The organism is Mesorhizobium calcicola, from assembly GCF_042682105.1.
GTDB classification, from domain to species: domain Bacteria; phylum Pseudomonadota; class Alphaproteobacteria; order Rhizobiales; family Rhizobiaceae; genus Mesorhizobium; species Mesorhizobium calcicola.
Window position 1 is genome coordinate 322,147 of record NZ_JBHUGY010000020.1, and the last position, 25,376, is coordinate 347,522.

Sequence of the window (25,376 nt, forward strand, 5' to 3'; positions counted from 1 at the left end):
TGCTCGAACGGGGCATGCTATGGCGTGCCGCTTTTCCGACAGTATCTGACAGCCGCCGAACTGGGCCATTGGCAGACCAATGGCTGCGCCGGAAACGCCAATACGGCCGCGTGCCGCTGGCCTTTCATGCGCATGGGTGGCCAGAACATGTACCAGCGCGAGACGCTGACGGTGAACGACGGGCTCTACTACGTCGATACGTCGATCTCCAAGGACACACAGAACACGGAGAAATATACGGAGATGCGGCAGACGCGGGACGTGAATGTCTTCGCCCCCGATCAGACCTATTACATGTTCTTCCTCTATGCCAAGCCGACCACGGCCCAGACTTACCAGATCTATGTCGGCGATGGCTTTGACACGGCAACGGTGAAGCCCGTGCGCGCAAGCCTGGCGACCGCGCCTATCATGTTCGCTCCGGCCCCCCCCGTCCGAGGCGAAGTGGTTCACCGTGAAAGGCGTCTCCAACGGCGTGCTGACTGTCGAGACCAATTTCAACGGCCTGTCCGAACTCGATCCGCGGGGACCGGAGAACGGCCTCTGCGGCCCGGCGACCTTTTGCGGCTGGCAGGCGGACGGAACCTGCGGTTCGAAACTCGCGGCCGCGGATCCAGGCAAGGATCCGTTGCTCGTGGCCGATCCGGCGCTGGCCAAGGAAGCGGACGCGGTTTGCCGGGCTTGGGCGGTCAAGGATCTCGATTGCCCGGCGGCCGGATGTTTCGGCTTCTCGTTCAAACTTCCGGCCGGCTTCAAGGCGCAGGACCAGGGACAGGCGGCGCGTCCGACGCCGACCGAATTTCCCGCAACGGGCGACTTCGCAACGCGTTTCCTCAACACCAAGGTCGAGCCCGACAACGCAAGCCACGCCCAGGATGGGGTCGAGACGGAATGCTTCTATCCAAGACTGCCGGGCAGTTGCACGGCGCAATAACGCGCCAGTGCCGACGGTTCTTTGACGAGTTCGACCTGCGCGCACTTTTGCGCGATTCAGCTAACATGTCGATTTATTTGGCGCGCCCGAAGAGATTCGAACTCCTGACCCCCAGATTCGTAGTCTGGTGCTCTATCCAGCTGAGCTACGGGCGCGCAACAGGCCATGTCTTCCATGACCCCGCGAGCCGATCGTGAACGACCGGCCGCGACGAGACGTGTTCCCTAACGACTGAATTTCGGAAAAGCAAGCCGATCCGGCAAAAGTTTTGTCGCAGGTGCGTCATCCGGCAATGGCAGCCCGTTTCCCAGCGCTTCAAAGCAACCCACGCGCATCGTGTCTGGGCGGATTCAGACGACGCGCCTTCCATGCATGTCGTCCTCCCAAGCCGGAGCCACTTTCTGGCTGCATGTTCCTGGGAAGAAAAAGGCTGGACTGGAAAGGGAGTTCGTCGGGGGACGAAAAAGCGCCCGACCCATCAGGCCGGGCGGCGCAGGCCGTTGCGGGCCTGGTCGAGCCGGACCGGCTGGTCGGGGATGGTGACCGCGAACGTGGTGCGCCCGCCAATGCTTTCGACCAGCTCCACCGTGCCGCCATGGGCCCGGATCAGTTCGTGCGCGATCGCCAGGCCAAGGCCGGTGCCGCCGCTGCGGGCCGAGCCGCGAAAGGCCGCGAACAGGTTTTCCCGCGCCTTGGGCGGCAGGCCGGGGCCGGTGTCGGTGACGACGATGCGGCTGACGCTGCCCAGCCGCACGGCCGAAACCGCCAGCCGCCGGACCAGCGCGCTTTCTTTGTCTGCGGCCATGGCCTGCACCGAATTGCGGCACAGATTGGTGAGCACGCGGAACAATTGTTCGGAATCGGCATCCACCTCGAAGGCCGGCTCGATCGCATTGACGAACTCGATGCCCTGGTCGATGTCGAGCAGGCCGTGCACGTCCTCGACCAGTTGGCGCAGCCGCAGCCTGCGGCGCGAAGGCGGCGGCTCCTGGGTGCGGCCGTAGTGAAGCACGCCTTCGGAGTAGGAGACGGCGCGGTCGAGCGCGCGCAGCAGCTTCGGTGCGAAGGCCTGCACCGTCGGGTCCTTGACCTGGCGCAGGCGGTCCGACATCAGCTGCGCCGAGGCCAGGATGTTGCGCATGTCATGGTTGATCTTCGAGACCGCAAGGCCAAGGTCGGCAAGGTGCTTCTGCTCGGAGAGCATCTTTTGCAGCCGCTCCTGCATCTGCGACAGCTCGCGCTCGGCGACGCCGATCTCGTCGGCGCGGGCGGCGGGATGGATGATGCGCCCGGGGTCGTCAGGCGCTTCGGAGAAGGACAGCATCGAGCGCGTCATCGTCCGGATCGGCCCGATCATGATCAGGTCGATCGCGGCATAGACCAGCATTGCGGTGAACAGCGAGATCAGCAGCGAGACGAAGGCGACATTGCGCGAATATCGCAGCATGGCATTGCGCAGACTGTTGTCCGGCATGATCAGCTCGAACTCCTTGTCGCTGTCGCCGACCGGGCCGAAGACGCGCAGCATCCGCTTGCCGCCGAAAAACAGCGTGTCGAGCGCGCCGGTCATGCCCTTGATCATGCCGATCGAGGCGATGTCGATGTGTTCGTCGACCTGCGGCGGCATCTCGGCCACCACCAGCAGCCGCGAAACGCCGCCGTCCCGCACCGCGATCGCCTTGGCGCCGATCGCCATCAGCACGTCGTTCTGGGCCGTACGCGACAGCGAGGTGGATTCACCCTGCACCAGCACGATCGACACCGCCGCCGCCGTGCTCAGCCGCTCCTTCAGCCAGTTCAGCCGGTAGCTGGCGATCCAGGGCAGGAAGATCAGCACCTCGGCCAGCAGCACGAAAACGATGGTGAGCAGCAGCAACTTGGTCGACAGGCCGCGCGACAGCGGCACGGTGCGCACGGCGGCTGGCGCCGGGGTACCGGTCCCTTCCTCCGCTCGTATGGTTTCGCTCATGCGGCTTGTGTCTTCACAATCACTTGATCAACGCAGATTAGGCGATTACGGCTTTTTTGCCAATTTCATCCTTCGTCGGGCACATAAACCTGCCTGAACGACGACCGGCTTCGGGCTGACGACGCCGGATTGACTTCCAAAACCCTTCTTTCTATAAGCCCGCTCACGCTCGGGCCATTCGTCCCGGCGCGGTTTCGATCGCGCCAAAACCGGCCCGGCAAAGCTCCTGTTACACAGTGACAGAATCAAGAAGGGCCGCACCCCGCGGTATTAAAACAAATGAAGCGTACCTACCAACCGTCTAAACTCGTCCGCAAACGTCGGCACGGCTTCCGTGCCCGCATGGCCACCAAGGGTGGTCGCGGCGTCGTCGCAGCTCGCCGCAACCGCGGTCGCAAGCGGCTCAGCGCCTGAACGGAAGACGAGATCGTTGCCCGCATCCGGCAAGCCAGTGGGACCAAATCCCAAGCGGCTTCTGAAGCGCGCCGAATTCCTGGCCGTCCGTCGTGGTGAAAAGCGACGCGGGCGGCTTTTTCTCGTTGAGGTTCTCGACCGCGGCGACGGCCTGTCGCCGCGTGTCGGCTATACCGTCACCAAGAAGGTCGGCAACGCGGTTGTCCGCAACCGCGTCCGCCGGCGGCTGCGAGAAGCCGTCCGTACGCATGCGGCAAGTGACATGGCGCCTGGCAATGACTATGTCATCGTCGGGCGCGAAGATGTGCTGACCATTCCGTTCGGCCAGTTGAAGGCCGAACTCTCCCGCCGATTGCGCGGAACACGATAGGCCAAAGGCTTTCGATGGAAAACAACCGGAACTTCTTCATCACCATCGCGCTGTCGGTGCTGATCCTGGCGGTGTGGCAATATTTCTATGTCTTGCCGCGCAGCGAAGCCCAGCGCGAGGCGGCCCGCATCGAACAGCAGCGCGTCGAGGAGCAGAAGAAGGCCGCCGACGCCGCCAATCCCGGCGCCGGTACCGGGACGCCCGCGACGCCGGGCGCCATTCCGAGCACGCCGAACGCCGACGCCGTGACGCCGGCCAGCCGCGAACAGGCTCTGGAGACGACCAAGCGCGTCAAGATCGACACGCCGAGCCTCGAGGGCTCGATCAACCTGACCGGCGCCCGTCTCGACGACCTCAAGCTCAAGCACTACACCGAGACGGTCGACAAGAATTCGCCCGAGATCAGCCTGCTCAACCCGGCCGCGCTGCCCACGGGCTATTATGCCGAGATCGGCTTTGTCGGCAACGACAAGACCGGCGCGGTGCCCGGTCCCGAGACGGTCTGGGCCGTCGATGGCAATGCGACGCTGACGCCGACGACGCCGGTGACGCTGACCTATTCGAACGACAAGGGCCTGACCTTCAAGCGCACCTTTTCCGTCGACACCAACTACATGTTCACGGTTTCCGATACGATCCAGAATTCGGGCGCGGCTGCCGTCTCCCTGTCCAATTACGGCCGTGTCACCCGGTTCGACAAGCCGGCCGTCGCCAGCACCTATGTGCTGCATGAGGGCCTGATCGGCTTCACCGGCACCGAAGGCCTGCAGGAACACAAATACGCGTCCATCGAAAAGGACAAGCAGGCGATGCCGGGCAAGTCGACCGACGGCTGGCTCGGCATCACCGACAAATACTGGGCGGTGACGCTGGTGCCGACCGAGAAGCAGCCGTTCCAGCCGCGCTATGCCTTTTTCGAGGACGGCCGCCATCGCTATCAGTCCGACTTCCTGACCGACCCGATCACCGTCGATGCAGGTCAGTCGGCGACGCTGGAGAGCGAAATCTTCGCCGGCGCCAAGGAGGTCGGCAAGATCAACGCCTATGCGGAAGACCGCCACATCAAGCGGTTCGACCTCTTGATCGACTGGGGCTGGTTCCACTTCATCACCAAGCCGATGTTCTGGCTGATCGACACGCTCTACAAATTCTTCGGCAATTTCGGCCTGGCGATCCTCGCCACCACCGTCATCGTCAAGGCCATCTTCTTCCCACTCGCCAACAAGTCCTACGCGTCGATGGCGAACATGAAGAAGGTGCAGCCCAAGATGCTCGAGATCCGCGAGAAATACGCGGACGACAAGATGAAGCAGCAGCAGGCGATGATGGAGCTGTACAAGACCGAGAAGATCAATCCGCTGGCCGGCTGCTGGCCGGTGGCGTTGCAGATCCCGGTCTTCTTCTCGCTCTACAAGGTGCTCTACATCACCATCGAGATGCGCCACGCGCCGTTCTTCGGCTGGATCCAGGACCTGGCGGCACCCGATCCGACCTCGATCTTCAATCTGTTCGGCCTCATTCCGCTCACCCTGCCGCACATGCTGATGATCGGCGTCTGGCCGCTGATCATGGGCGTCACCATGTTCCTGCAGATGCGCATGAACCCGACGCCGCCGGACCCGACGCAGGCCGCGATCTTCACCTGGATGCCGGTCATCTTCACCTTCATGATGGCGGGTTTCCCGGCCGGTCTGGTCATCTACTGGGCCTGGAACAACACGCTGTCGATCCTCCAGCAGGGCGTGATCATGAAGCGCCAGGGCGCCAAGATCGAGCTATGGGACAACCTGGTCGCGCTGTTCCGGAAGAAACCGTCACCGGCGGAATAGCAGGCCTCTCTTTCCGTCGAAACTCTCTGTCAAAGCCCCGGCTGGTCCGGGGCTTTTCCATTTGGCCTGAGCTCGGTTCACGTTCCCGTGATCGACGAAACTGAAAGCGGTCGCGGGGCGTGACTGCGTGTGCATTCCAAAGGCTATCAATTCCGATCAGCCCTCACCGGAGGAAGAACACATGCGTTTGCCGTCATTCAGGATCATCGCCCTTTCCGCACTCGTCGCTGGCGCGACGATCGTCGCCCCCGCCTATGCCAAGAACCCTAATGTTGGCGGCGCGCCGATGTATGCCACCAAGAACATCATCGAGAACGCCGTCAACTCGAAGGACCACACGACGCTGGTCGCCGCCGTCAAGGCCGCCGGCCTGGTCGACACGCTGCAGGGCGCCGGTCCGTTCACCGTCTTTGCGCCGACCAACGAAGCGTTTGCGGCACTGCCCAAGGGCACAATCGACACGCTGCTCAAGCCCGAGAACAAGGACCAGCTCACCAAGGTGCTGACAGCGCATGTCGTGGCCGGCAAGATCTCCGGCAAGGATATGATGGCCAAGGCCAAGGCGATGGGCGGCAAGTATGAGATGAAGACCGTTTCCGGCGACACGCTGACCGCCGAGGTCAAGAAGGGCAAGCTCTACATCATTGACGAGTCCGGCGGCGAGGCCAGGGTGACGATCGCCGACGTCAACCAGTCGAACGGCGTCATCGATGTCGTCAACAAGGTGCTGTTGCCGAAGTAACGGCCCGCGGAAGAAGGCAGCTGTTCCGTCGGCTTTCTGGAACGCCGCTTTTTTCAACCTCATGCGAGGTCGAGTTTGGGGGAGCCGTCTCGGCACGACCGGGGCCTGCAGATCCGTTGCAGGACCCCGGTTTCATTTTGGCTTCACAGTCCGGGAGCGTCGAACGTCACCGGCGACCAGGTTGGCGGTTTCGACAGCGCGCTATACGATCCGATCGTGACCTGCCGCGGCGGCAAATGAGCACGCCGCCATGGAAGGCTCGCTCGTCAGCCGATTGGTGCTATAGGGCGGGTCACGCTATCTTGAACGGCGCATGCCCGCCTGACGCCTGGCGGGCAATTATTCGACGGACCTCGACATGGACGGACCCAACCCCAACATCAAGCACCCGATCCCGATGCATACCCGCGTCGGCTTCCTGAAGGGACTGGTGAGCGCGCCGAACATCGAGATCGGCGACTACACCTATTATGACGACCCGGACGGGCCGGACAAATTCGCCGAGAAATGCGTCCTGCATCATTATCCGTTCATTGGTGACAAGCTCATCATCGGCAGGTTCTGCGCCATCGCCGAGGGCGCGCGCTTCATCATGAACGGCGCCAACCACGCCATGTCCGGCTTTTCGACCTATCCGTTCAATATTTTCGGCCATGGCTGGGAAAAGGGTTTTGACCCGGCGACCTGGTCGAAGGAAGTGCGCGGCGACACCGTGCTCGGCAACGATGTCTGGATCGGCATGGAGGCGGTGATCCTGCCCGGCGTGACGATCGGCCATGGCGCCTTCATTGCCGCGAAATCGGTGGTGACGCACGACGTGTCGCCCTATGCGATCGTCGCCGGCAACCCGGCCAAATTGGTGAAGATGCGTTTCGACGACAGGACGATCAGGCGGCTGCTGGCGGTGGCGTGGTGGGATTGGCCGGTGGACAAGATCAGCCGCAACCTCGATGCTATCAGGGGTGCCGATATTTCTCTTCTGGAGGCAGCAGCTTGAACGCTCTGAACAACACCGCGATCGGCACCGAACTGTTTACGCGTGGGTGGATATTCATCCGCGGCGTGCCGGCAATGAAGTTCCTGCCGCCGGAAGGGCCGCCGGAAATCGCTTTTGCCGGCCGCTCGAATGTCGGCAAGTCGTCGCTGATCAATGCGCTGGTCAACCAGAAGGGGCTGGCGCGCACCTCCAACACGCCGGGGCGCACGCAGGAGCTCAACTATTTCGTGCCGGACGGATTTTCCGGCGAGGGCGCCGACCTGCCGCCCTTGGCGCTGGTCGACATGCCGGGCTACGGCTATGCCACCGCGCCGAAGGAGAAGGTCGACGAGTGGACCAAGCTGGTCTTCGACTATCTCAAGGGCCGCGTCACGCTGAAGCGCGTCTATGTGCTGATCGACGCCCGCCATGGCATCAAGGCCAAGGACGACGAAGTGCTGTCGCTGCTCGACAAGGCGGCGGTCTCCTACCAGATCGTGCTGACCAAGACCGACAAGATCAAGGCTGCCGGTGTGCCTCGGCTGATCGAGGAGACGCTGGCAAAGATCAAGAAGCGGCCGGCGGCGTTTCCATTCGTCCTGGCGACGTCGTCGGAAAAGGCCGAGGGTCTTGAGGAATTGCAGGCCGCCATCGTGCTTGCCGCCAATGGGGGCTAGGGCCTGGCCTCGATTGCAATCGTCTGGTGGCTTTCTTCCGCGGCAAGGCGTTCGGTGCCGTAGGCCTTCAGGAACACGCCGACCCCCGAGCTGACGACGTGGTCGATTTCATCCTGGCTCGGGGCTTTGGTGCGGTAGGAGAAGATGCACTGACGGAAAAGACCGGCCAGGCACAGGTCGGTGAACTGATAGGCGGCAAGATCGACATCGTCGATCCGCAGCAGGCCGCGCTCGATGGCGGCATTGAGAAAGACCATCAGCCTGTCATGGCCGCGTTTCGGGCCGCGCTCGTAAAAACGCGCGCCAAGCTCGGGAATCCTGTCGGACGCCCCGATCACCGTGCGCTGCGCCTGGATGACCTTGGCCGACGTGATCTTGAGGGCAAGCACCTTGCCGAACTTCACCAGCGTTTCACGCAGGTCGTCGGCGTTATCAAGCACGTCGTACATGTTCTTGAAGATCGTGCCGCGCTCTTCCTCGATCAGCGCTTCGAACAGCTCTTCCTTGTTGGCGAAATAGACGTAGATCGTGCCTTTGGAGACCCCGGCCTCGCGCGTGATGTCGTTCATCGACGCCGCTTCGAAGCCCTTGTCGATGAAGACACGACGAGCGCCTTCGATGATCTGGCTGCGCTTGACCGGGTCCTGCCCCGCTGCCGGGCGGCCACGGCGCAGGCTGTCCAGCAGGTCGCCGCACGGGTCGGTTTCGACGTTGGGCGGAGTCTCGGCCATGAAAGTCACACCTCGAAAATAATTCGAACCAATCGGTTCGATTGCACTTGATATGGTCCTCCTTACGCGCTATGTCAACGCCCAGATCGAACCGAACGGTTCAGTATCATTATTTTAGAGAGTTGTCATGTCCTCAAGCGCGCCAACCACCGCAGAAGTCCGTCCTTTCCCCAACGCCAAGGTCGCGCCGGCGACGGAAGCACCGGAAGTGCCCGTCCTGCCTGCCGTGGCGCCACCGCCGGCAGAGGCTCCGGCCAAGAAGAAGCGCTCGGTGCGGTCCTTGCTGCTGCCGATCATCGGCGTTGCCCTGCTGAGCGCCGGCGCCTGGTACGGATACAACTACTGGACGACCGGCCGCTTCATGGTCTCAACGGACGACGCCTATGTCCAGGCCGACATGGCGTTCATCTCGCCCAAGATTTCTGGCTATGTCGGTCAGGTCAAGGTGAGCGAGAACCAAAAGGTCAAGGCTGGCGATCCGCTGCTCGTCGTCGATGATGGCGACTACAAGATCGCCGTGGCCCAGGCCGAGGCGCAGATCGCCACATTGAGCAAGACGCTCGACCGTATCGACGCCCAGACCGAAGCAGCGCGCGCCTCGCTGCAGCAGGCGCAGGCGCAGAAGGTCGCCGACCAGGCCGCGGCCGACAACGCGGCCAAGGTCGCGGCGCGCGCCTCGCAACTGCTCAAGACGCATGTCGGCACGCAGGCACAGCTGGACGATGCCCAGACCGCGGTCCAACAGGCCAATGCCGCCCTTGTCGGTGCCGACGCGCAGATTGCGGCGGCACAGGCCAATATCGGCGTGCTGCAGGCGCAGCGCGCCGAATCGGCGAGCACGCTTGCCTCCTTGCAGCTCAGCCGGGACAAGGCCGCGCGGGATCTCTCCTTCACCGTGCTCAAGGCGCCTTATGACGGCGTCGTCGGCAATCGCTCGGTCGAGCAGGGCGATCTCGTCAGCCCCGGCCAGAAGCTCGCCGTCATCGTGCCGATGGACAAGCTCTACATCGTCGCCAACTTCAAGGAGACACAGCTTGCCCGCCTGGTTCCCGGCGAGAAGGTCAAGATCTCGGTCGACGCGACCGATGGCCAGGATTTCGAGGGAACCGTCTCGTCGCTGGCGCCGGCTTCAGGTGCCGTGTTCTCGCTGCTGCCGCCTGAAAATGCCACCGGCAACTTCACCAAGGTCGTGCAGCGCGTTCCGGTTCGCATCGATGTGCCGGCCGACGTGCTGAAGAGCGGCAAGCTGCGCGCCGGCTTGAGCGTCGTCGTTGCCGTCGACAGCCGCACCGCGCCCACGGCCTCGAACTGAGCGGCCGCCGGGGAGCAATACCATGGCCACCGCAACCCTGACAGCAGGAGCGCCGCCGGCGAGGCCGGCCGTGCCCGACACCATCTCGACGCGGCGCGTCATCGCCTTCCTGGCGATGGTGTTCGGCATGTTCATGGCTATCCTCGACATCCAGATCGTCTCGGCCTCGCTGGCCGAGATCCAGGCCGGCCTGAGCGCCAGCTCCGACGAGATCCCGTGGGTGCAGACCGCCTATCTGATCGCCGAGGTGGTGATGATCCCGCTGTCGGGTTTCCTCAGCCGGATGCTGTCGACACGCGTGCTGTTCACGATCTCGGCGGCCGGCTTTACCGCGGCCAGCGCGCTGGCCGCGACCGCCACCAACATCGACCAGATGATCGTCTACCGTGCCGTCCAGGGTTTTATCGGCGGCGGCATGATCCCGAGCGTCTTTGCCGCTGCCTTCACCATTTTCCCGCCGTCGCGCCGCGCCGTGGTCTCGCCGATGATCGGCCTGGTGGCGACACTGGCGCCGACCATCGGCCCGACCGTCGGCGGCTATATCAGCCATGCCATGTCCTGGCATTGGCTGTTCCTCATCAACGTCGTGCCCGGCATCCTGGTGACGACGGCGGCCTGGACGCTGATCGACTTCGACAAGCCCAATCTCAAGCTGTTCAGCAAGTTCGACTGGTGGGGCCTCGCCGGCATGGCGGCCCTCCTGGGATGCATGGAATATGTGCTCGAGGAAGGCCCCAACAATGACTGGCTGCAGGATCAGGCCGTGTTCATCTGCGCCATTGTCATGACCGTTGGCGGCGTGCTGTTCTTCTGGCGTGCGTTCACCGCCGAGGAGCCGATCGTCGACCTGAAGGCGTTCAGCAACGTCAACTTTGCGTTCGGCTCGCTGTTCTCCTTCGTCATCGGCATCGGCCTCTACGGCCTGACCTATCTCTATCCGGTGTTCCTCGGACGCATCCGCGGCTACGATTCGATGATGATCGGCGAGGCGCTGTTCGTCAGCGGTCTGGCCATGTTCTTCACCGCACCGGTCTCGGGCATCCTGTCGAGCAAGATGGACCCGCGCCTGATGATGATGATCGGCTTCTTCGGCTTCGCCACCGGAACGTGGTGGATGACGCATCTGACCGCCGACTGGGATTTTTACGAACTGCTCATCCCGCAGATCCTGCGCGGCTGTTCGATGATGCTGTGCATGGTGCCGATCAACAACATCGCGCTCGGCACCTTGCCGCCCGACCGGCTGAAGAATGCGTCCGGCCTGTTCAATCTCACCCGCAACCTCGGCGGCGCCGTCGGTCTGGCCATCATCAACACCGTGCTGATCGACCGCAACGCGTTCCACTACGCAAGGCTCTCCGAGCACGTGCAGTGGGGCAGTGCCGCCGCACAGCAAAAGCTGCAGAACATGACGCTCAATTTCGAGCAGACCACCGGCCTCGACGCGGCAAGTGCTGCCATCTCCAAGCTGTCGGGCATGGTGCAGCAGCAGGCCGCGCTGCTGTCCTTCATGGACGTGTTCTACATGCTGACGGTGCTGTTTGCGACGCTCGGCCTGTTCACCATGCTGATCAATAAGCCGGCCGCGCCTGCCGCCGCTGGGGGCGGCGGCCACTGACATCAAACGTGGACATCCGTTTCGGGAAGCTCCTCCAGTCCACGCCCGAAATGCCTGACCGCGCAAAAAACTCCGGGCCGCAAGCCCGGAGTTTTTCGTTATGCCGATGCCGATAGGTTCTTGTCAGGCCGTAGCGGGCTTGAAGCTCAGCGCCACGCCGTTGATGCAGTGCCGCAGGCCGGTCGGCGCCGGGCCGTCGTCGAAGACATGGCCGAGATGGCCGCCGCAACGGCGGCAATGCACCTCGGTGCGGGTCATGCCCAGCGACCTGTCCACAGTCTTGCCGATGGCCTTGGGAATCTCTTGCCAGAAGCTCGGCCAGCCGGTGCCGGAATCGAACTTCGTCTCGGACGGATAGACCGGCAGGTCGCAGCCGGCACAAGCGAAAATGCCCTTGCGGTGTTCGTTGAGCAGCGGGCTGGTGCCGGGATATTCCGTGCCTTGCTTGCGCAGCACGTCGAAGGCGGCCGGCGACAGGATGGCTTTCCACTCGGCCTCAGTCTTGGTGACCTCGAACTTTTCGGCCGCCTGGGCGGGCTGCGGGTTGCCCATGCGCAGCATCGTTGCGGCCGCCCCGACGACGCCGATGGCGGCGGCACCGCTCCAAAGAAAGTCGCGACGGTTCATGACCGGTTCCTCCTGTTGTCTCTTTGCCAAACTCTGCCGCCACGCGGAAATCAAAAGCCGGTGACGGGGGCCTCAAACGACACCTCGCGCCGTTCCACATCTGAACGTGGACGGCGCGGAGTGCGCGGGTCAATTGCCGGTCGCGGGAGCCAGACCATGCAATCGACGAAGAGCCCTTGCTGCGACTTCGTCGGCGGCAAGCCCTTTGTTACATCTTCGGCAACAGAACCTTGTCGATGACGTGGATGACGCCATTGGACTGCTCGACATCGGCGATCGTTACATTGGCGACATTGCCGTTCTCGTCGGTGACGGTGACCTTGCCGCCGTCGGCCTTGAGCGAGAGCTCGCAGCCGCCGACCGTCTTGACCTTGTGGGCCCCGCCGTCAGCCTTGGCCATCGCGGCCACGTCCGCCCCCATCGCCTTGGCGCCGATGACATGGCAGGTCAGGATCTTGGTGAGCTTGTCCTTGTTCTCGGGCTTGAGCAGCGTCTCGACCGTGCCGGCCGGCAGCGCCGCAAAGGCCTCGTTGGTCGGCGCGAACACGGTGAACGGACCGGCGCTTTGCAGCGTCTCGACCAGGCCGGCTGCCTTGACGGCGGCGACCAGCGTCGTGTGGTCCTTCGAGTTGACGGCGTTCTCGACGATGTTCTTCTGGGCATACATGGCGGCGCCGCCAACCATCGGGTTTTCGGCATAGGCCGCGGTGGCAAGAGCGGAAACAGCGATCGCGCTGGTAAGCAAAAGGGTGGCGTATTTACGCATGATGTCAAACTCCTCGGGTTTTTCTCTTCCCATCCTTGGGGACGCGAGGAGATACGCGACGCACATGCGAGAGTTTCAGGAGTATCTGGATTTTTTAATTTTATCCGTGCCACCGAGAGAATTTTCACGCGAAGCGTTTTGCCAGCTCATAGGTGCGACTAGACATGCGCGGAGGAAGATAGACTGCCGGTCTTCTGGTGCCGGCCGGAAGCCGGTCAGATGCTCTTCAGATCGCCTGCCGCGACCACCGGTCCGGTCGGCTGGCCGGTCGGCGACCCGCCCGCCGGCTCGAGGCTGACGGCGAGCACCGCGCCCTGGGCGAGCTTCTGCCGGGCTGCCGGCGAGACGGCAATATGCGCTGTCGCGCCGGCCGGTATGACGCCCATCGAGACCGGCGGATTCTTGCCCTCGATCATCCACAGCTCGAAGTCCTTGCCGGCGGCGCGCTCGCCGGAGACATGCGACAGGCCGACCTCGTGCTGCGCGGCGTCGTAGACGGCGAGAAATTTGACATCGCTGCCATCGGCGGCCAGCGAGGCGACAAGGCGCGCCTGCGGCGGCGCGACCGGCGGGTTGAGGCTGGGCACGGCGATATAGATCGCCAGCGCGGCGACCGCCGCAGCAGCGAGGCCACGCCAGAAGGCCAGGCTGGACCATAGGCCACCGCGCGATTCGGCGGGCGGGGTGACAGTCGCGGTGGATGCGAACAGGCGGCGATCGACAGCAGCCTTGACCGAAGCCGGCGGTTCGATTTCCGGGTAGCCGGCGTTGAGCGGCGAGAGAGAGACCTCCCAACCGTCGACAAGACGGGCGAACCCGGTCTCCGCTTCGATGCGCCTGGACGCGATCTGCCGCTCGTCCGCCGACAGCACGCCGAGAACGTATTCGGCGGCGAGCAGGTCGTCGCCTCCACGTTCCGGTCCGTTATCCTCTGCCAGCGTCATCTTTCCAGACATTCTCTGAGTTTCAACAGGCTGCGGCGCAGCCAGGTCCGCATCGTGTTCAACGGCACGCCGTGGCGTTCCGCCAGTTCGGCATAGCTCTCGCCCTTGAGATAGGCGCCCCGAACGGCCGCCGCCCGGTCCTTTTCCAGCTCATCGAGACAATGATGGATGCGTTCGGATTCACCGCCCGCCACCACCATCGCTTCGGGCCCTGGCGCCGGATCGGCCACATCGAGCGCGGCGTCGATATCGACAGCGGGCTTGCGTCGCGCTCTGACGCGATCGATCGCGTGGTTGCGCGCGATCGCCACCAGCCAGGAGATCGGGCTCAGATCGGAGACGGCAAAACGATCCGCCTTCGTCCATATCTTGACGAAGACCTCCTGTAGAGCTTCTTCAGTATCTCCCCGGTCGTTCAATACACGAAGGCAGACGCCGAAAAGTTTCGAGCTGGTCTGCCGGTAGAGCAGATCGAACGCTGCCCGATCCTTCATCGAAGTCCGGACAATCAACTTGGTGATGTCCTGCGGCGTCATGCAGGCAAATTAGGCGATTGCAATGTATTTGCAACGACGGAAATGGCCTTTTGCACGCCAAACCTTGCCGTATTACCTGCCCGGCCTTGTCCATCGATTGCCAATGAAATCGCCACTGGCTAGCTTGCCTTCCCATGTTGGGGGGAACGCGCATGTCGGTTGAACAGACACTGTGGGCGCAGGACGCAACCGGCCTCGCCGATCTGGTCCGCAAGGGCGAGGTTTCACCGGTCGAGCTGACCGAAGCGGCGATCGCTCGCGCCGAGGCCACCCGTTCCGACATCAATGCCACGGCCGAGCCGCTCTATGACGCCGCGCGGGCCCGGGCGAAGACCGTCGACCGCTCGCTGCCGCTGGCCGGCATTCCCTTTGCCATCAAGGATCTCGGCATCGCCATCGAGGGCGTGCCGACGCATGGCGGCAGCCGCATTCCGGCATGGCTGGCCGACGTCAATTCGGTGCTGACCGACCGCTACCTCGCCGCCGGGCTCATTCCCATCGTCACCTCGACATCGCCGGAACACGGGCTTCGGCTGATGACCGAATCCAAGGCCTTCGGCATCACCCGCAATCCGTGGAACACCGGCCATACCAGCGGCGGCTCGTCGGGAGGTGCCGCGGCGCTGGTCGCTGCCGGCGTCGTGCCGGTGGCGCATGCCTCGGATGGCGGCGGCTCGATCCGGGTGCCTGCCGCCTGCACCGGGCTTGTCGGCCTCAAGACGTCGCGCGGCCGCATACCGCTGACGCCATTGGTGAGCGAGAGCTGGTACGGCATGGTCGTCGACCATGCGCTCACCCGCTCGGTGCGCGACTGCGCGCTGCTGCTCGACCTCACCCACGGTCCCGACCTGTTGTCGCCCTATGCCGCGCCGCCGCCCAAAGGCAGCTTCACTGCTGCAGCCGCGCGCGATCCCGGCAAGCTCAGGCTGGCCGTGTACCGCAAATCGCCGCTTGGCCTGCCGGTCTCGGCCGAGACGCTTGTTGCGCTCGACACGGCGGTGGCGCTCGCCCGCGAGGGCGGCCATACGGTCGAGGACATCGACCTGCCCTTTATCGGGCGCGATTTCATGGCCGATTTTGCCAGCGGCGTGGCCTCGGCCGTCGCCGGCACGATGCGGGCCGAAGCGCTGCGTGTCGGCCGTTCCGTTTTGGGCGACATCGAGCGCGCGACGCGCGTGCTCGCCCGCTTCGGCGAACTCGTGTCGGCCGGCGAGACCTATGCCGGCCTGCAACGGCTGCATGCAGCCTCACGGCAGCTGATCGCGGAGACCGCGCAGTATGATGCCGTGCTGATGCCGATCATCGCCCACCCGCCGCTCGCCTGCGGCGCCATGGACCCGAAAGGCGCCGACGAACTCATCGAGAACCTGCTCGACAAGCTTCACCTGACGCCGTTGCTGAAGTTGAAATCATTCTTCGGCCAGCTGATGGACAAGAGCCTCTGGTTCACCCATTGGCCGGCGATCCAGAATGTCAGCGGCCAGCCGTCGATCGCGCTGCCCGTCCATGTCACCGACGCCGGCCTGCCGCTCGGCATCCAGGCGGCGGGCCGGCCGGGCGACGAGGAGACGCTGCTGTCGCTTGCCGCGCAGATGGAGAAGATCTCGGGTTGGCTGGGCCGCAGGGCGCCGCTGAGGGTGCCGTCATGATGACGAGGTCGTGAGGGGCTCGAATATGACAGCAAAGCCATTTGCGGCTGGCGCCAATTCCCGCTAAGACGCCGCCGTTCTTTCCAAGTGGATGTCGCCCAAAAGTGCCCAGCGGTTTTGGGACACGGCATGCACAAAACCAAGTGCATGTCGCCCAAAAGTATCCAGCGGTTTTGGGATGACGACATGCACAAAACCAGAAGCCGGGAACCACACCGATGACGGAGATAACCGCCACCGCCGAAATGCAGGCAGCCCTGCTTTCGCGGGCGCTGCCTTACATGCAGCGCTACGAGCACAAAACGGTCGTGGTGAAATATGGCGGCCACGCCATGGGCGATATCGAACTCGGCAAGGCCTTCGCGCGCGACATCGCGCTGTTGAAGCAATCGGGCGTCAACCCGATCGTCGTCCATGGCGGCGGCCCGCAGATCGGCGCCATGCTGGCCAAGATGGGCATCGAATCGAAGTTCGAGGGCGGCCTGCGCGTCACCGACCAGAAGACGGTCGAGATCGTCGAGATGGTGCTGGCCGGCTCGATCAACAAGGAGATCGTGGCGCTGATCAACGCCGAGGGCGAATGGGCGATCGGCCTGTGCGGCAAGGACGGCAACATGGTCTTTGCCGAAAAGGCGCGCAAGACGATGATCGATCCGGACTCCAACATCGAGCGCGTGCTCGATCTCGGCTTCGTCGGCGAGCCGGTCGAGGTCGACCGCACCTTGCTCGATCTCCTGGCGCGTTCCGAAATGATCCCCGTGCTGGCGCCGGTGGCGCCCGGCCGCGACGGCCACACCTACAACATCAACGCCGACACTTTCGCCGGCGCCATTGCCGGCGCCTGCCAGGCGACGCGCCTGCTGTTCCTGACCGACGTGCCCGGCGTGCTCGACAAGAACAAGAAGCTGATCGACGAACTGACCGTGGCCGAGGCCAAGGCGCTGATCAAGGACGGCACGGTCTCGGGCGGCATGATCCCCAAGGTCGAGACCTGCATCGAAGCGATCGAGCGCGGCGTCGAAGGCGTCGTCATCCTCAACGGCAAGACGCCGCATTCGGTGCTGCTTGAACTGTTCACCGAACACGGCGCCGGCACGCTGATCGTGCCCTGAGCTTGGCTGCCCTGCCGGCCGATCAGCCGGATTGAGGAAGGCGCGCGATCACCTTTATTTCAAAGTCGAAGCCAGCCAGCCAGTTCACACCCACGGCGGTCCAGTTTGTGTAGGGCGGTTCGCCGAGTACCTTGAGCCGAACGGCGTCTATCGCCGGCCACTGCACGGCGGGATCGGTGTGAAACGTGGTCACGTCGACGATGTCGTCGAACGTACAGCCGGCGGCCTTCAGCACCGCCGCGAGATTGTCGAAGGCAAGCTCGACCTGCCTTTCGAATACAGGTTCGGGCGATCCATCCTCGCGGCTGCCGACTTGCCCCGACACGAACAGCAAGTCACCTGAGCGGATCGCCGCCGAATAGCGGTTGATCTCGTAGAGAGCTTGCCGGCCGGCCGGGAATATCGCGTCGCGTTTGGTCATTGTTTCACTCCATTCAAACATGGCAGCCACAGGTCGAGGCAGCCATTGACATACGCCCCGTATATACGATGTGGGTTCATACGGTCCGTATGTCAATACACATACGCTGCGTATGTTCTTGGAGATTGCCGGCCAGGACAAACTCCGCTTCGCGGGAAACCGCCCGGCCATTTGGCGGATGCGAATGGTGCTGCTCGGGATACCTGCGCGCCAGTGCCATCGGCCGCGACCGCACCGCGGCTCGATCGGCTTGCCGCGCGCCCGGGCTCAGTCCGGCAGGGCGGCAACCGCCACGATCTCGATGACGAGATCGGGATGTGCCAGTGCGGCAACCCCGATCACCTCCGATGGCGGCGGGTTGTTGTAGCTGCAATGCTTCGGGCAGTGCTCGGCGAAGAATTCGTCCATCACGTCCAGCCGGAAATTGGGCGAGCTCAGGGCGCCGCCATCCGGAAACGGTCCTTTGACGTACTGCGTGATTTTGACGAGATGGTCGAGCGAGCTGCCGAGCTCTTCCAGATCCGATTTGATGGTCGTTAGGATGGAGCGCCATTGCGTCGCCGCGTCGCCAACGGCGCCACCCTTGCCGGTCGACGGATCATAGTTGTCGGCAGTACCCGTATTGCCGGCGAGAAAGACGTAGCCCCTGGCGCCCGACACGACGGTGCCCTTCCCCCAGGGCATCGGCCGGCCGCCTTTCATCTTTCTATGTGTAACAAGCTCCATCTCTTCCTCCTGCCGGCAGGCCCGCTTCGAAGAAGCTAGCGCGCTGCCCGCCGCCGGCCAGGACGAACGCGCGTGTTCATTTCGATCGATCCAGCATCGAAGGCAGGCGTGGCGGCTGCGCCACGGCCAGCGCCGCCCACCCGGCGCGCCGGGCGGCGAACGGTCATCGATTCCTCCTCGGCGTCCTGCGGCGCGCCCCAGAACTCGGCAAGCGTCGGGCCGTCTTTCACCCGGCCGTCGCGGGCCAGGAATCCCCAGACCTCGCGGAACCAGACTCGGCGCCCCATCTGCGTGTACCAGCGCATCGAATGCCGCTGCTCGGGGTCCTTGTGGAACAGGATGCGCGCCAGCGCCTTCGGCCGCGACTGTACCGCCAGTTCGATCAGCTTGACGCTGAAGAACAGCATCCACGGCTTCAGCCGGGTCATCTGCAGGACCTGGTGCTTGTAGTCCCACAGGCGGGCATCCTTCTGGATCACCTTGCGATCCCGCGCGATCCTGAAGAATGGCGTCCAGCGATGCGGCGTCACATAGAGCGCCTGGATCTGGTCGGGATCGTAGGCGATGAGCTGGCGAAAGCCGCGCCACAGGTCGCGAAAGCCCTCATCCTCGAAGCCGGCCACCCAGGTCGCCATCGACAGGATGCCGTTGAGGCGCAGCAGCCTTATCGCCTCGCGGTCGGATGAGGTGCTGCCGCCCTTGCGGATCAGTTGCAGCGTCTGTTCGTCGGTGTTTTCCATGCCGAGCAGCCAGCGGATGACGCCGGCCTTGCGGTAGAGATGCAGGATGTCGGCATCGCGCACGATGTCATCGGCGCGGGTCGAGCCGACGATCAGCACCGGCACGCTCTCGGCGATCAGGGCGTCGAGAAAGGCGCGCCAGGCTTTCTTCGAAACAGTCGGGTTCTCGTCGGCAAGATTGATCAGCTCGACGCCGTGCTCGCGATGCAGCCAGGCGATCTCCTTGGCGAATTTTACGGGATCGCGATGCCGCCAGCGGGTCCAGAAGCCGCGCTGGCCGCAATAGTTGCACAGATGCGGGCAGCCGCGCGAAAACTGCATGACCACGGCACGCTTGCCGCCCCAGTAGCCGTAGCGGCGGTGGTCGATCAGCTCCCAGCCGACACGGTAGGCGTCGAGATCGGCGATGGTCATGGCCGCCTGCGTGGCGAAGGGGCGGCGCAGATCGTCGCGAAAGGCGATGCCGGCCACGCTTGCCGGCACCTGGTGCATTTCCAGCGCCTCGACCAGCGCCACGACGGTCGCCTCGCCCTCGCCGCGCACGATGAAGTCGAAGACGTCCGTGTCAGTCAGGATGTCGCGCCAGTGATAGGTCGGAAACACGCCGCCATAGATGATGATGGTCGACGGCTCGCGCTGCTTGATCATGCGCGCGATAAGCAAGGCGGTCGGGTGCGCCGAGGTCGAGCCGGAATGGCCGATCAGGACGAAATCGGGGTGATCGTCGAGCGCGTCGCGCACAACCATGTCGAGCGGCAGCGGCCCGAACTCGGCGTCGACGAGCCGCACCTGATGGCCGGCATCGATCAGCGGGCCGCCCAGCGCCAGCAGGCCAAGCGGCGGCAGGTGGTCGTCCGGGACACGGCTGCCGATGGCGGTGTGCGGTGGATTGATCAGGACGATTTTCATGGCGGACCTCTCGGGCTGATGGTCCGCGGATGCTGGCCGGCGATATGGACGCCCGATTGGCCCGTTTCAGCAGTTTGCGTGCAGCTTCTCCGTAAGAATGCGCAAGGCAGGCACCATCACCGCCGCAGATGCGCGAGCGGCACGTGGCCGGGACCCTTGATATTCTGCAGCACGAGCTGGGTGTGGACGTCGCGCACGCCGTCGAGCCGCATCAGCCGGTGCATGACGAAGGCGTTGAGCTCGTCGACCGACGGCACCATGACATGCAGCAGGAAATCGTGGTCGCCGGTCATCGTCCAGCACGACGACACCTCGTCCATGCGCTGCACGGCGGCGATGAAGCTTTCGGGCGAGCCGTCGCTGTGGCTGACGAGGCGAACCTGGATGAACACCTCGACCATCAGGCCGACCGCCCGGCGGCTGATCACCGCGGCAAAGCCCTTGATGATGCCGGCATCCTGCAGCACCTCGAAACGCCGCGCGCACGGCGTCGTCGACAGGCCGATCTCTTGTGCCAGCTCGGAGACCGGCTTGCGTCCGTCGCGTTGCAGGACATCGAGCATCTTGATCTCGAAATCGTCGAATTGAGGCATTTTCACTCCACTTATGCAGTTCCTGAGTGAATGTTATCTCGAATATCGCGTTCGAGCCATCATCAAAACGAATTTGCCTCGGCAAACCCGGTTAACCTACGGCACGTTCGCCTTTCATGATTTGCAGGGAGAAAAACCATGACGACGATGAGCGTTGCCGAATATGCCCGCGACTGCGCGGCGCAAGGATTGCGCGGCGACTACTCGGTCTGCCGTGCCGATTTCACCGTGGCGCAGGGTTACGATTACAGCGCCGAGGAGCAGGCGGTGTGGCGCACGCTGTGCGACCGCCAGACCAAACTGACGCGCAAGCTCGCCCACCATTCCTATCTCGACGGTGTCGAGAAGCTTGGCCTGCTCGACCGCATCCCCGATTTCGAGGACGTCAGCGCCAAGCTGCGCAAGCTGACCGGCTGGGAGATCGTCGCCGTGCCGGGTCTCATTCCCGCGGCACCCTTCTTCGACCATCTCGCCAACCGCCGCTTCCCGGTCACCAACTGGCTGCGGACCAGGCAAGAACTCGACTACATCGTCGAACCCGACATGTTCCATGATTTCTTCGGCCATGTGCCGGTGCTGTCGCAGCCGGTGTTCGCCGACTTCATGCAGATGTACGGTCGCAAGGCCGGCGACATCATTGCGCTGGGCGGCGACGAGATGATCACCCGGCTCTACTGGTACACGGTCGAATATGGCCTGATGCAGGAGAGCGGCCAGCCGTTGAAAGCCTTTGGCGCCGGCCTGATGTCGTCGTTCACAGAACTGCAGTTCGCCGTCGAAGGCAAGGACGCCCACCACGTGCCCTTCGACCTCGAAACGGTGATGCGGACCGGTTACGAGATCGACAAGTTCCAGCGCGCCTATTTCGTGCTGCCGTCCTTTGACGCCTTGCGCGATGCCTTCCAGACCGCCGATTTCGAAGCGATCGTCGCCCGCCACAAGGGCCAGCCGGCGCTCGATCCGGCGACGGTCTAGCAAATCCAGGAGAATTGTTTCCGCCCGGGAACGACATGCATGAAACAAACACAAAGCGCGTCGCATGAATCCGTGTCAACGCGACGCGCTTTGGACGCTTTGATCCCTACACTCTATTGCATGGCGGCGGGGTTCATCCACAGGAACTCCCAGACGTTGCCGTCGGGGTCTTCGATGTGGCGGTTGAACATGAAACCGAGGTCCTGCGCGGGGTTGGGATCGGCGCGGCCGCCGGCCGCCACGCCCTTCTCGATTGTGGCATTGACCTCGTCCTTGCTGCCGGCGGTGAGTGCGATCAGCATCTGGCTGTCGCGCCTGGCGTCGCCGATCTGGCGCGTTGTGAACTGGCCGTAATGCTGGTGCGTCAGCAACATCACTCCAATCGAGTCGGAGAACATGATCGAGCTGGCCTGGTCGTTCGAGAACTGCGGATTCAGCGTGCCCCCGATCGCGAGATAGAAGTTGGTCGCTGCCTGCAGATCGCGCACCGGCAGATTTATAAAGATCATCTTGGTCATCGGTCTAAGCCTTGCCTTCGTTGACAGGTACTAGTCAGTCCAGTACCGTTTATGGCTATCATATGGGAACGGTACCGTCTAGTACTGGTTGGGAGGGCGCCATGAAAATCGACGGAGAGACCAGATCGGCACGCAAGGATCGTGAAATCATCCAGGCGGCCACGGCGGCGTTCATCAGCAAGGGTTATGACGGGACCAGCATGGAGGAAATCGCCACCAGGGCGGGGGCCTCCAAGCAGACCGTCTACAAGCATTTCACCGACAAGGAGACGCTGTTCGGCGAAGTCGTTCTGTCAACCGCTACCCAGGTCAACGACATCATCGAGTCCGTGACGACGCTGCTTTCAGAGGCGAAATTCATGGAAGGCGGCCTGCAGCAGCTTGCCCGACGTCTGATAGCGGTTCTCATGGATGAAGAGTTGTTGAAGCTGCGGCGCTTGATCATCGCCAATGCGGATCGAATGCCGCAGCTTGGCCGCAGTTGGTACGAAAAAGGTTTTGAGCGCATGCTTGCCTCGACGGCGACCTGCTTTCAAAAGCTCACCAATCGAGGGCTGATACAAACCAGTGATCCCCATCTGGCAGCCAGCCATCTTTTTGGAATGCTTCTTTGGATCCCCATGAATGAAGCCATGTTCACTGGAAGCAACCGGCGCTCCAAGGCCGAGCTGGAACGGCACGCGGATGCCTCGGTGGAGGCGTTTCTTGTCGCCTATGGGGTCAAGCCGAAATAGTCTCGGTCCCTGCCGACATTCGCAGTAACGCCGCCAACACATCGCACCCTATCGCCCGGGGATGTCCGAACTCTCGGCCTTCAGTCGCGCCAGCTGGTCGCGCTGCAGGTCGAGTGCGGCATTGACGAAGCGCGATATGGTCGCGAGCTCCGTGTCGCTGAAGCTGGCGATAACCTTTTCGCCTTCCCGCGCAATGGTGCCGTAATAGCGCGCCGACAGGTCCCTCGTGGCCTCGGTCGCCTCTATCACCACCTTGCGCCGGTCCTCGAGACTGCGTGTGCGCGTCAACAGGCCGCGCGCCTCCAGCCGGTCGATCAGCGCGGTCACCGCGGCCGGCGTCAGCCCGGTCGCGGCGGCGATCGCGCCGGCCGATTGCGGGCCGCCATGGAGCAGCCCGATGCAATGGCGCTCGGCCATGTTCAGCCCAAGCTTCACTCCCACCGCTTCGTCATAGGCCTGCGTCGCATCCTGCCATTGCATGATGGCAAGGCCGATGGCCGTCGTCATTTCGGCGCGATTCCCGCTTGACGAATTTATTTCGATCATCTAACTATCAATCTGTCTAACATTTAGACTATCTCAACAATATGCGGTTGCAGCGCCCACAAGGCAAGAGCCAACCGCTGCCATGGAGTGAAAAATGAGCTTGATTCAACAGCGTGGCCCTCTCTCGCACGAGGAAGAGTTCAAATATGCCAAGCTGGCAATGGAATGGTATGGCAGGGGATCCCCCATCGGCCTCGGCATTCTGCTCGTGGCGCTGGCCGCCGCGGCGGTGCTGGTGCGCATCGCCGTCTACGGCTTCTGAGTTGGAGCATGATGCCGCGCATCTGCCGGCGCCATCACTGGCGCCGGCTACCGTGGAATGTCAGACGGTGACCACCTTGCTCAGATGGTCACCCAGCCGGCAGGCCAGCGCGGTGATCGTCGTCGTCGGATTGCATTCGCCCGATGTGCAGAACACCGAGGAGCCGCCGACATAGAGATTGTCCATGCCATGCACCTTGCAGTTGGCATCGACAACGCTCTTGGTGAAGTCGGTGCCCATGCGCGTGCCGCCCATATGGTGATGGCCCGCCGTCTCGTCATTGGTCGGGTAGTCGCCGCCATTGGTGATCCAGTCGGCAATGCGCACCCGGCCGAGATTCTTCTCGATCAGCGTCGCGCCGAACAGCCTGAGCCCTTCGAGGAGGGTGCGGCGTTCCAGTTCCGATTTCTTCCAGTGCAGCTCGATGCGCGGCACACCGGCATGGTCGACATCGGTTTTCGACAGTTCGATCTGGTTGGAGGCCAGCGGCGCCTGTTCCCAGGCAACATAGAGCTGGGCCGCGCAGCGCAGATTCTGGCTGAGCTTGAATGACATCCATTCAGCCATGCTCGGCGCCGTGCAGGCGAGGTCGGCGATCAGGCTCTTGACGCCCGGATACGGCGTTTCGATCAGCCTGATGCCAAAATTCATGATCTGCAGGCGCTCCATGGCGGCAAGCGTCGGCGAGAAGAAGGCCTCGTTGACGGCATCGACCTCGAATTCGCCATAGTCGGCCAGGATGGCATTGCCGCCCTCGAAGGTCGGATGCTCCATCCAGTAGCGGCCAAGCGCTGTTGCATTCGGCACGACGCCGCCGTTCGAGCGCTGGTTCGACCACAGAAGCAGGCGCGAATTCTCCAGTCCGCCGGTGCAGACAATGAAATAGTCCGCGCTGAAGGAACCGGCATCCCGCCCGTTCGACCACAGCCTGGCACCGGTCACCCTTCTGCCGTCGCCGGTTAGTTCGGTGGCGTAGGTGTTGAGCACGACCGCGATGTTGCTGCTCTTGTCGAGTTCGTCGGCGAATTTTTCGCCGAAGCGCACCGCCGGGCTCTTGATCAGCTGCACCCAGCGAATGTCGTCGGAGACCGGCACATCCGACCGGAAATCAGGAAGGTCGAGGATATCGTGCACTTCCGGCAGATAGGGTTCGATATCGGGGCGGCGGATCGGCCAGCCCGTGTCGGGTGCCCAGGCCTTCGGCTCGAAATCCTGTTTGTCGAGCACGCGGCACCAGCCTGCCCAGTGGTTCGAACTGCCACCCATGAACCGCAGCCGGGTGACGTCGAGATCGAAATAGAAATCGCCGACCGTGGTGCCACGGTAGAAATCCTGCGACTCGTCGCTGAATTCACGCGAGCCCGCCTCCAGCACCACGACCGGAATGCCGGCAGCGCCGAGCTTGCGGGCAATGGTGGTGCCGGCCGGGCCGGAGCCGAGGATGCAGACCTTGGCGGTGAAATTCGCGGCGCCAAACGCCACATAGCTGTCGAAGATCATGCCAGATCGCTCCGCTTCAGGATCCAGCCATTGACCTCGACGATCTCGTTGGGGTCGGCCCGGGTTGGATCGGCTCGGGATGAATCGGCGTGGGAGGCACCGGCGTCAGGCAGCTTGCGGAACAAGGACAGGGCAGGCAGTGCGATCAGCGCCTGCACGATCGTGCGGCGGGACATTTTCTTGATGAAGAAACTCATGACTGGTCTCTCGGGTGAGGGCCTCGGCTTCGCATGGTATTCCCGGATC

Annotated in this window: 28 protein-coding genes and 1 tRNA gene; 14 read left to right on the top strand and 15 right to left on the bottom strand. The window is 63.3% G+C overall.

Annotated elements, in window-relative coordinates:
• Nucleotides 1-454 precede the first annotated feature (454 nt).
• Entirely contained in the window at nt 455-934 is a 480-nt protein-coding gene (locus ACFSQT_RS13550) for a hypothetical protein (RefSeq protein WP_379019309.1), read from the top strand.
• A gap of 78 nt (nt 935-1,012) precedes the next feature.
• Here the strand turns inward: ACFSQT_RS13550 and ACFSQT_RS13555 are convergent.
• Both ACFSQT_RS13555 and ACFSQT_RS13560 read right to left on the bottom strand, forming a co-directional pair.
• Nucleotides 1,013-1,089: transfer RNA gene (locus ACFSQT_RS13555), tRNA-Arg, on the bottom strand.
• A gap of 323 nt (nt 1,090-1,412) precedes the next feature.
• Nucleotides 1,413-2,903: an ATP-binding protein gene (locus ACFSQT_RS13560; protein ID WP_379019311.1), complete on the bottom strand. Its 1,491-nt coding sequence runs from the start codon at nt 2,901-2,903 to the stop codon at nt 1,413-1,415.
• 279 nt (nt 2,904-3,182) lie between these two features.
• On the opposite strand from ACFSQT_RS13560, the gene rpmH reads away from it, so the two are divergent.
• From rpmH to yihA, 6 genes are all read left to right on the top strand, one after another.
• On the top strand, nt 3,183-3,317 hold the full coding sequence (gene rpmH, locus ACFSQT_RS13565) for a 50S ribosomal protein L34 (protein ID WP_008833937.1): 135 nt from the start codon (nt 3,183-3,185) through the stop codon (nt 3,315-3,317).
• 16 nt (nt 3,318-3,333) lie between these two features.
• The gene (gene rnpA, locus ACFSQT_RS13570) at nt 3,334-3,687 is read left to right on the top strand and encodes a ribonuclease P protein component (protein ID WP_111545239.1); all 354 of its coding nucleotides are present in this window, start codon (nt 3,334-3,336) and stop codon (nt 3,685-3,687) included.
• A gap of 14 nt (nt 3,688-3,701) precedes the next feature.
• Nucleotides 3,702-5,516 (top strand): membrane protein insertase YidC, encoded by a 1,815-nt coding sequence (gene yidC, locus ACFSQT_RS13575; RefSeq protein WP_379019313.1) that lies wholly within the window; start codon nt 3,702-3,704, stop codon nt 5,514-5,516.
• Nucleotides 5,517-5,697: 181 nt separating this feature from the next.
• Nucleotides 5,698-6,258, top strand: coding sequence for a fasciclin domain-containing protein (locus ACFSQT_RS13580; protein WP_379019315.1), 561 nt, complete (start codon nt 5,698-5,700; stop codon nt 6,256-6,258).
• A 358-nt stretch (nt 6,259-6,616) separates the two neighbouring features.
• Nucleotides 6,617-7,255, top strand: coding sequence for a CatB-related O-acetyltransferase (locus ACFSQT_RS13585; RefSeq protein WP_379019317.1), 639 nt, complete (start codon nt 6,617-6,619; stop codon nt 7,253-7,255).
• A complete protein-coding gene (gene yihA, locus ACFSQT_RS13590) occupies nt 7,252-7,911 on the top strand; it encodes a ribosome biogenesis GTP-binding protein YihA/YsxC (protein ID WP_379019319.1) in 660 nt (219 codons plus the stop codon). The genes ACFSQT_RS13585 and yihA overlap by 4 nt, the downstream gene beginning before the upstream one ends.
• Here yihA and ACFSQT_RS13595 read toward each other — a convergent pair.
• Nucleotides 7,908-8,642, bottom strand: coding sequence for a TetR/AcrR family transcriptional regulator (locus ACFSQT_RS13595; RefSeq protein ID WP_379019321.1), 735 nt, complete (start codon nt 8,640-8,642; stop codon nt 7,908-7,910). The two genes, yihA and ACFSQT_RS13595, sit on opposite strands and share 4 nt — an antisense overlap.
• A 127-nt stretch (nt 8,643-8,769) precedes the next feature.
• Between ACFSQT_RS13595 and ACFSQT_RS13600 the strand changes: the two genes are divergently transcribed.
• Both ACFSQT_RS13600 and ACFSQT_RS13605 read left to right on the top strand, forming a co-directional pair.
• Nucleotides 8,770-9,954: an HlyD family secretion protein gene (locus tag ACFSQT_RS13600; RefSeq protein ID WP_379019323.1), complete on the top strand. Its 1,185-nt coding sequence runs from the start codon at nt 8,770-8,772 to the stop codon at nt 9,952-9,954.
• Between the two features lie 22 nt (nt 9,955-9,976).
• Complete coding sequence (locus ACFSQT_RS13605) at nt 9,977-11,572, top strand: DHA2 family efflux MFS transporter permease subunit (RefSeq protein ID WP_379019325.1); 1,596 nt, start codon at nt 9,977-9,979, stop codon at nt 11,570-11,572.
• Nucleotides 11,573-11,695: 123 nt separating this feature from the next.
• On the opposite strand, the gene msrB is transcribed toward ACFSQT_RS13605, so the two are convergent.
• The 4 genes from msrB to ACFSQT_RS13625 all read right to left on the bottom strand — a co-directional run bounded on the left by msrB (nt 11,696) and on the right by ACFSQT_RS13625 (nt 14,445).
• Nucleotides 11,696-12,199 carry a peptide-methionine (R)-S-oxide reductase MsrB gene (msrB, locus tag ACFSQT_RS13610; protein ID WP_379019327.1) on the bottom strand — a complete coding sequence of 168 codons (504 nt, stop codon included), beginning with the start codon at nt 12,197-12,199 and terminating at the stop codon, nt 11,696-11,698.
• Between the two features lie 208 nt (nt 12,200-12,407).
• Nucleotides 12,408-12,965 (bottom strand): fasciclin domain-containing protein, encoded by a 558-nt coding sequence (locus tag ACFSQT_RS13615; protein WP_379019329.1) that lies wholly within the window; start codon nt 12,963-12,965, stop codon nt 12,408-12,410.
• 215 nt (nt 12,966-13,180) lie between these two features.
• Complete coding sequence (locus ACFSQT_RS13620) at nt 13,181-13,909, bottom strand: anti-sigma factor (RefSeq protein WP_379019442.1); 729 nt, start codon at nt 13,907-13,909, stop codon at nt 13,181-13,183.
• Entirely contained in the window at nt 13,906-14,445 is a 540-nt protein-coding gene (locus ACFSQT_RS13625; RefSeq protein ID WP_379019331.1) for a sigma-70 family RNA polymerase sigma factor, read from the bottom strand. The genes ACFSQT_RS13620 and ACFSQT_RS13625 overlap by 4 nt, the downstream gene beginning before the upstream one ends.
• A gap of 152 nt (nt 14,446-14,597) precedes the next feature.
• Between ACFSQT_RS13625 and ACFSQT_RS13630 the strand changes: the two genes are divergently transcribed.
• Both ACFSQT_RS13630 and argB read left to right on the top strand, forming a co-directional pair.
• Nucleotides 14,598-16,094, top strand: a complete 1,497-nt coding sequence (locus ACFSQT_RS13630; RefSeq protein ID WP_379019333.1) for an amidase — start codon at nt 14,598-14,600, stop codon at nt 16,092-16,094.
• Between the two features lie 218 nt (nt 16,095-16,312).
• On the top strand, nt 16,313-17,206 hold the full coding sequence (gene argB / locus ACFSQT_RS13635; RefSeq protein ID WP_112559011.1) for an acetylglutamate kinase: 894 nt from the start codon (nt 16,313-16,315) through the stop codon (nt 17,204-17,206).
• Between the two features lie 22 nt (nt 17,207-17,228).
• Here the strand turns inward: argB and ACFSQT_RS13640 are convergent, their stop codons facing one another.
• From ACFSQT_RS13640 to ACFSQT_RS13655, 4 genes are all read right to left on the bottom strand, one after another.
• A complete protein-coding gene (locus ACFSQT_RS13640; protein WP_379019336.1) occupies nt 17,229-17,627 on the bottom strand; it encodes a RidA family protein in 399 nt (132 codons plus the stop codon).
• 267 nt (nt 17,628-17,894) lie between these two features.
• Nucleotides 17,895-18,353, bottom strand: a complete 459-nt coding sequence (locus ACFSQT_RS13645; protein WP_379019338.1) for a RidA family protein — start codon at nt 18,351-18,353, stop codon at nt 17,895-17,897.
• Nucleotides 18,354-18,388: 35 nt separating this feature from the next.
• Nucleotides 18,389-20,002, bottom strand: coding sequence for a magnesium-protoporphyrin IX monomethyl ester anaerobic oxidative cyclase (bchE, locus tag ACFSQT_RS13650; RefSeq protein ID WP_379019340.1), 1,614 nt, complete (start codon nt 20,000-20,002; stop codon nt 18,389-18,391).
• 116 nt (nt 20,003-20,118) lie between these two features.
• Nucleotides 20,119-20,595, bottom strand: coding sequence for an Lrp/AsnC family transcriptional regulator (locus tag ACFSQT_RS13655; RefSeq protein WP_379019342.1), 477 nt, complete (start codon nt 20,593-20,595; stop codon nt 20,119-20,121).
• A 138-nt stretch (nt 20,596-20,733) separates the two neighbouring features.
• On the opposite strand from ACFSQT_RS13655, the gene phhA reads away from it, so the two are divergent.
• Nucleotides 20,734-21,570: a phenylalanine 4-monooxygenase gene (phhA, locus tag ACFSQT_RS13660; RefSeq protein WP_379019344.1), complete on the top strand. Its 837-nt coding sequence runs from the start codon at nt 20,734-20,736 to the stop codon at nt 21,568-21,570.
• A 113-nt stretch (nt 21,571-21,683) separates the two neighbouring features.
• Here the strand turns inward: phhA and ACFSQT_RS13665 are convergent, their stop codons facing one another.
• Nucleotides 21,684-22,088 (bottom strand): VOC family protein, encoded by a 405-nt coding sequence (locus tag ACFSQT_RS13665; protein WP_038651191.1) that lies wholly within the window; start codon nt 22,086-22,088, stop codon nt 21,684-21,686.
• A 101-nt stretch (nt 22,089-22,189) separates the two neighbouring features.
• On the opposite strand from ACFSQT_RS13665, the gene ACFSQT_RS13670 reads away from it, so the two are divergent.
• Nucleotides 22,190-22,822 (top strand): TetR/AcrR family transcriptional regulator, encoded by a 633-nt coding sequence (locus ACFSQT_RS13670; protein ID WP_379019444.1) that lies wholly within the window; start codon nt 22,190-22,192, stop codon nt 22,820-22,822.
• Nucleotides 22,823-22,870: 48 nt separating this feature from the next.
• Here the strand turns inward: ACFSQT_RS13670 and ACFSQT_RS13675 are convergent, their stop codons facing one another.
• Nucleotides 22,871-23,368: a MarR family winged helix-turn-helix transcriptional regulator gene (locus tag ACFSQT_RS13675; protein WP_379019346.1), complete on the bottom strand. Its 498-nt coding sequence runs from the start codon at nt 23,366-23,368 to the stop codon at nt 22,871-22,873.
• Between the two features lie 94 nt (nt 23,369-23,462).
• On the opposite strand from ACFSQT_RS13675, the gene ACFSQT_RS13680 reads away from it, so the two are divergent.
• Nucleotides 23,463-23,630, top strand: a complete 168-nt coding sequence (locus tag ACFSQT_RS13680; RefSeq protein WP_379019348.1) for a hypothetical protein — start codon at nt 23,463-23,465, stop codon at nt 23,628-23,630.
• A 60-nt stretch (nt 23,631-23,690) separates the two neighbouring features.
• Here the strand turns inward: ACFSQT_RS13680 and ACFSQT_RS13685 are convergent, their stop codons facing one another.
• Nucleotides 23,691-25,130, bottom strand: a complete 1,440-nt coding sequence (locus ACFSQT_RS13685) for a GMC oxidoreductase (protein WP_379019350.1) — start codon at nt 25,128-25,130, stop codon at nt 23,691-23,693.
• Nucleotides 25,127-25,327 (bottom strand): hypothetical protein, encoded by a 201-nt coding sequence (locus ACFSQT_RS13690; protein ID WP_379019352.1) that lies wholly within the window; start codon nt 25,325-25,327, stop codon nt 25,127-25,129. The genes ACFSQT_RS13685 and ACFSQT_RS13690 overlap by 4 nt, the downstream gene beginning before the upstream one ends.
• Nucleotides 25,328-25,376 lie beyond the last annotated feature (49 nt).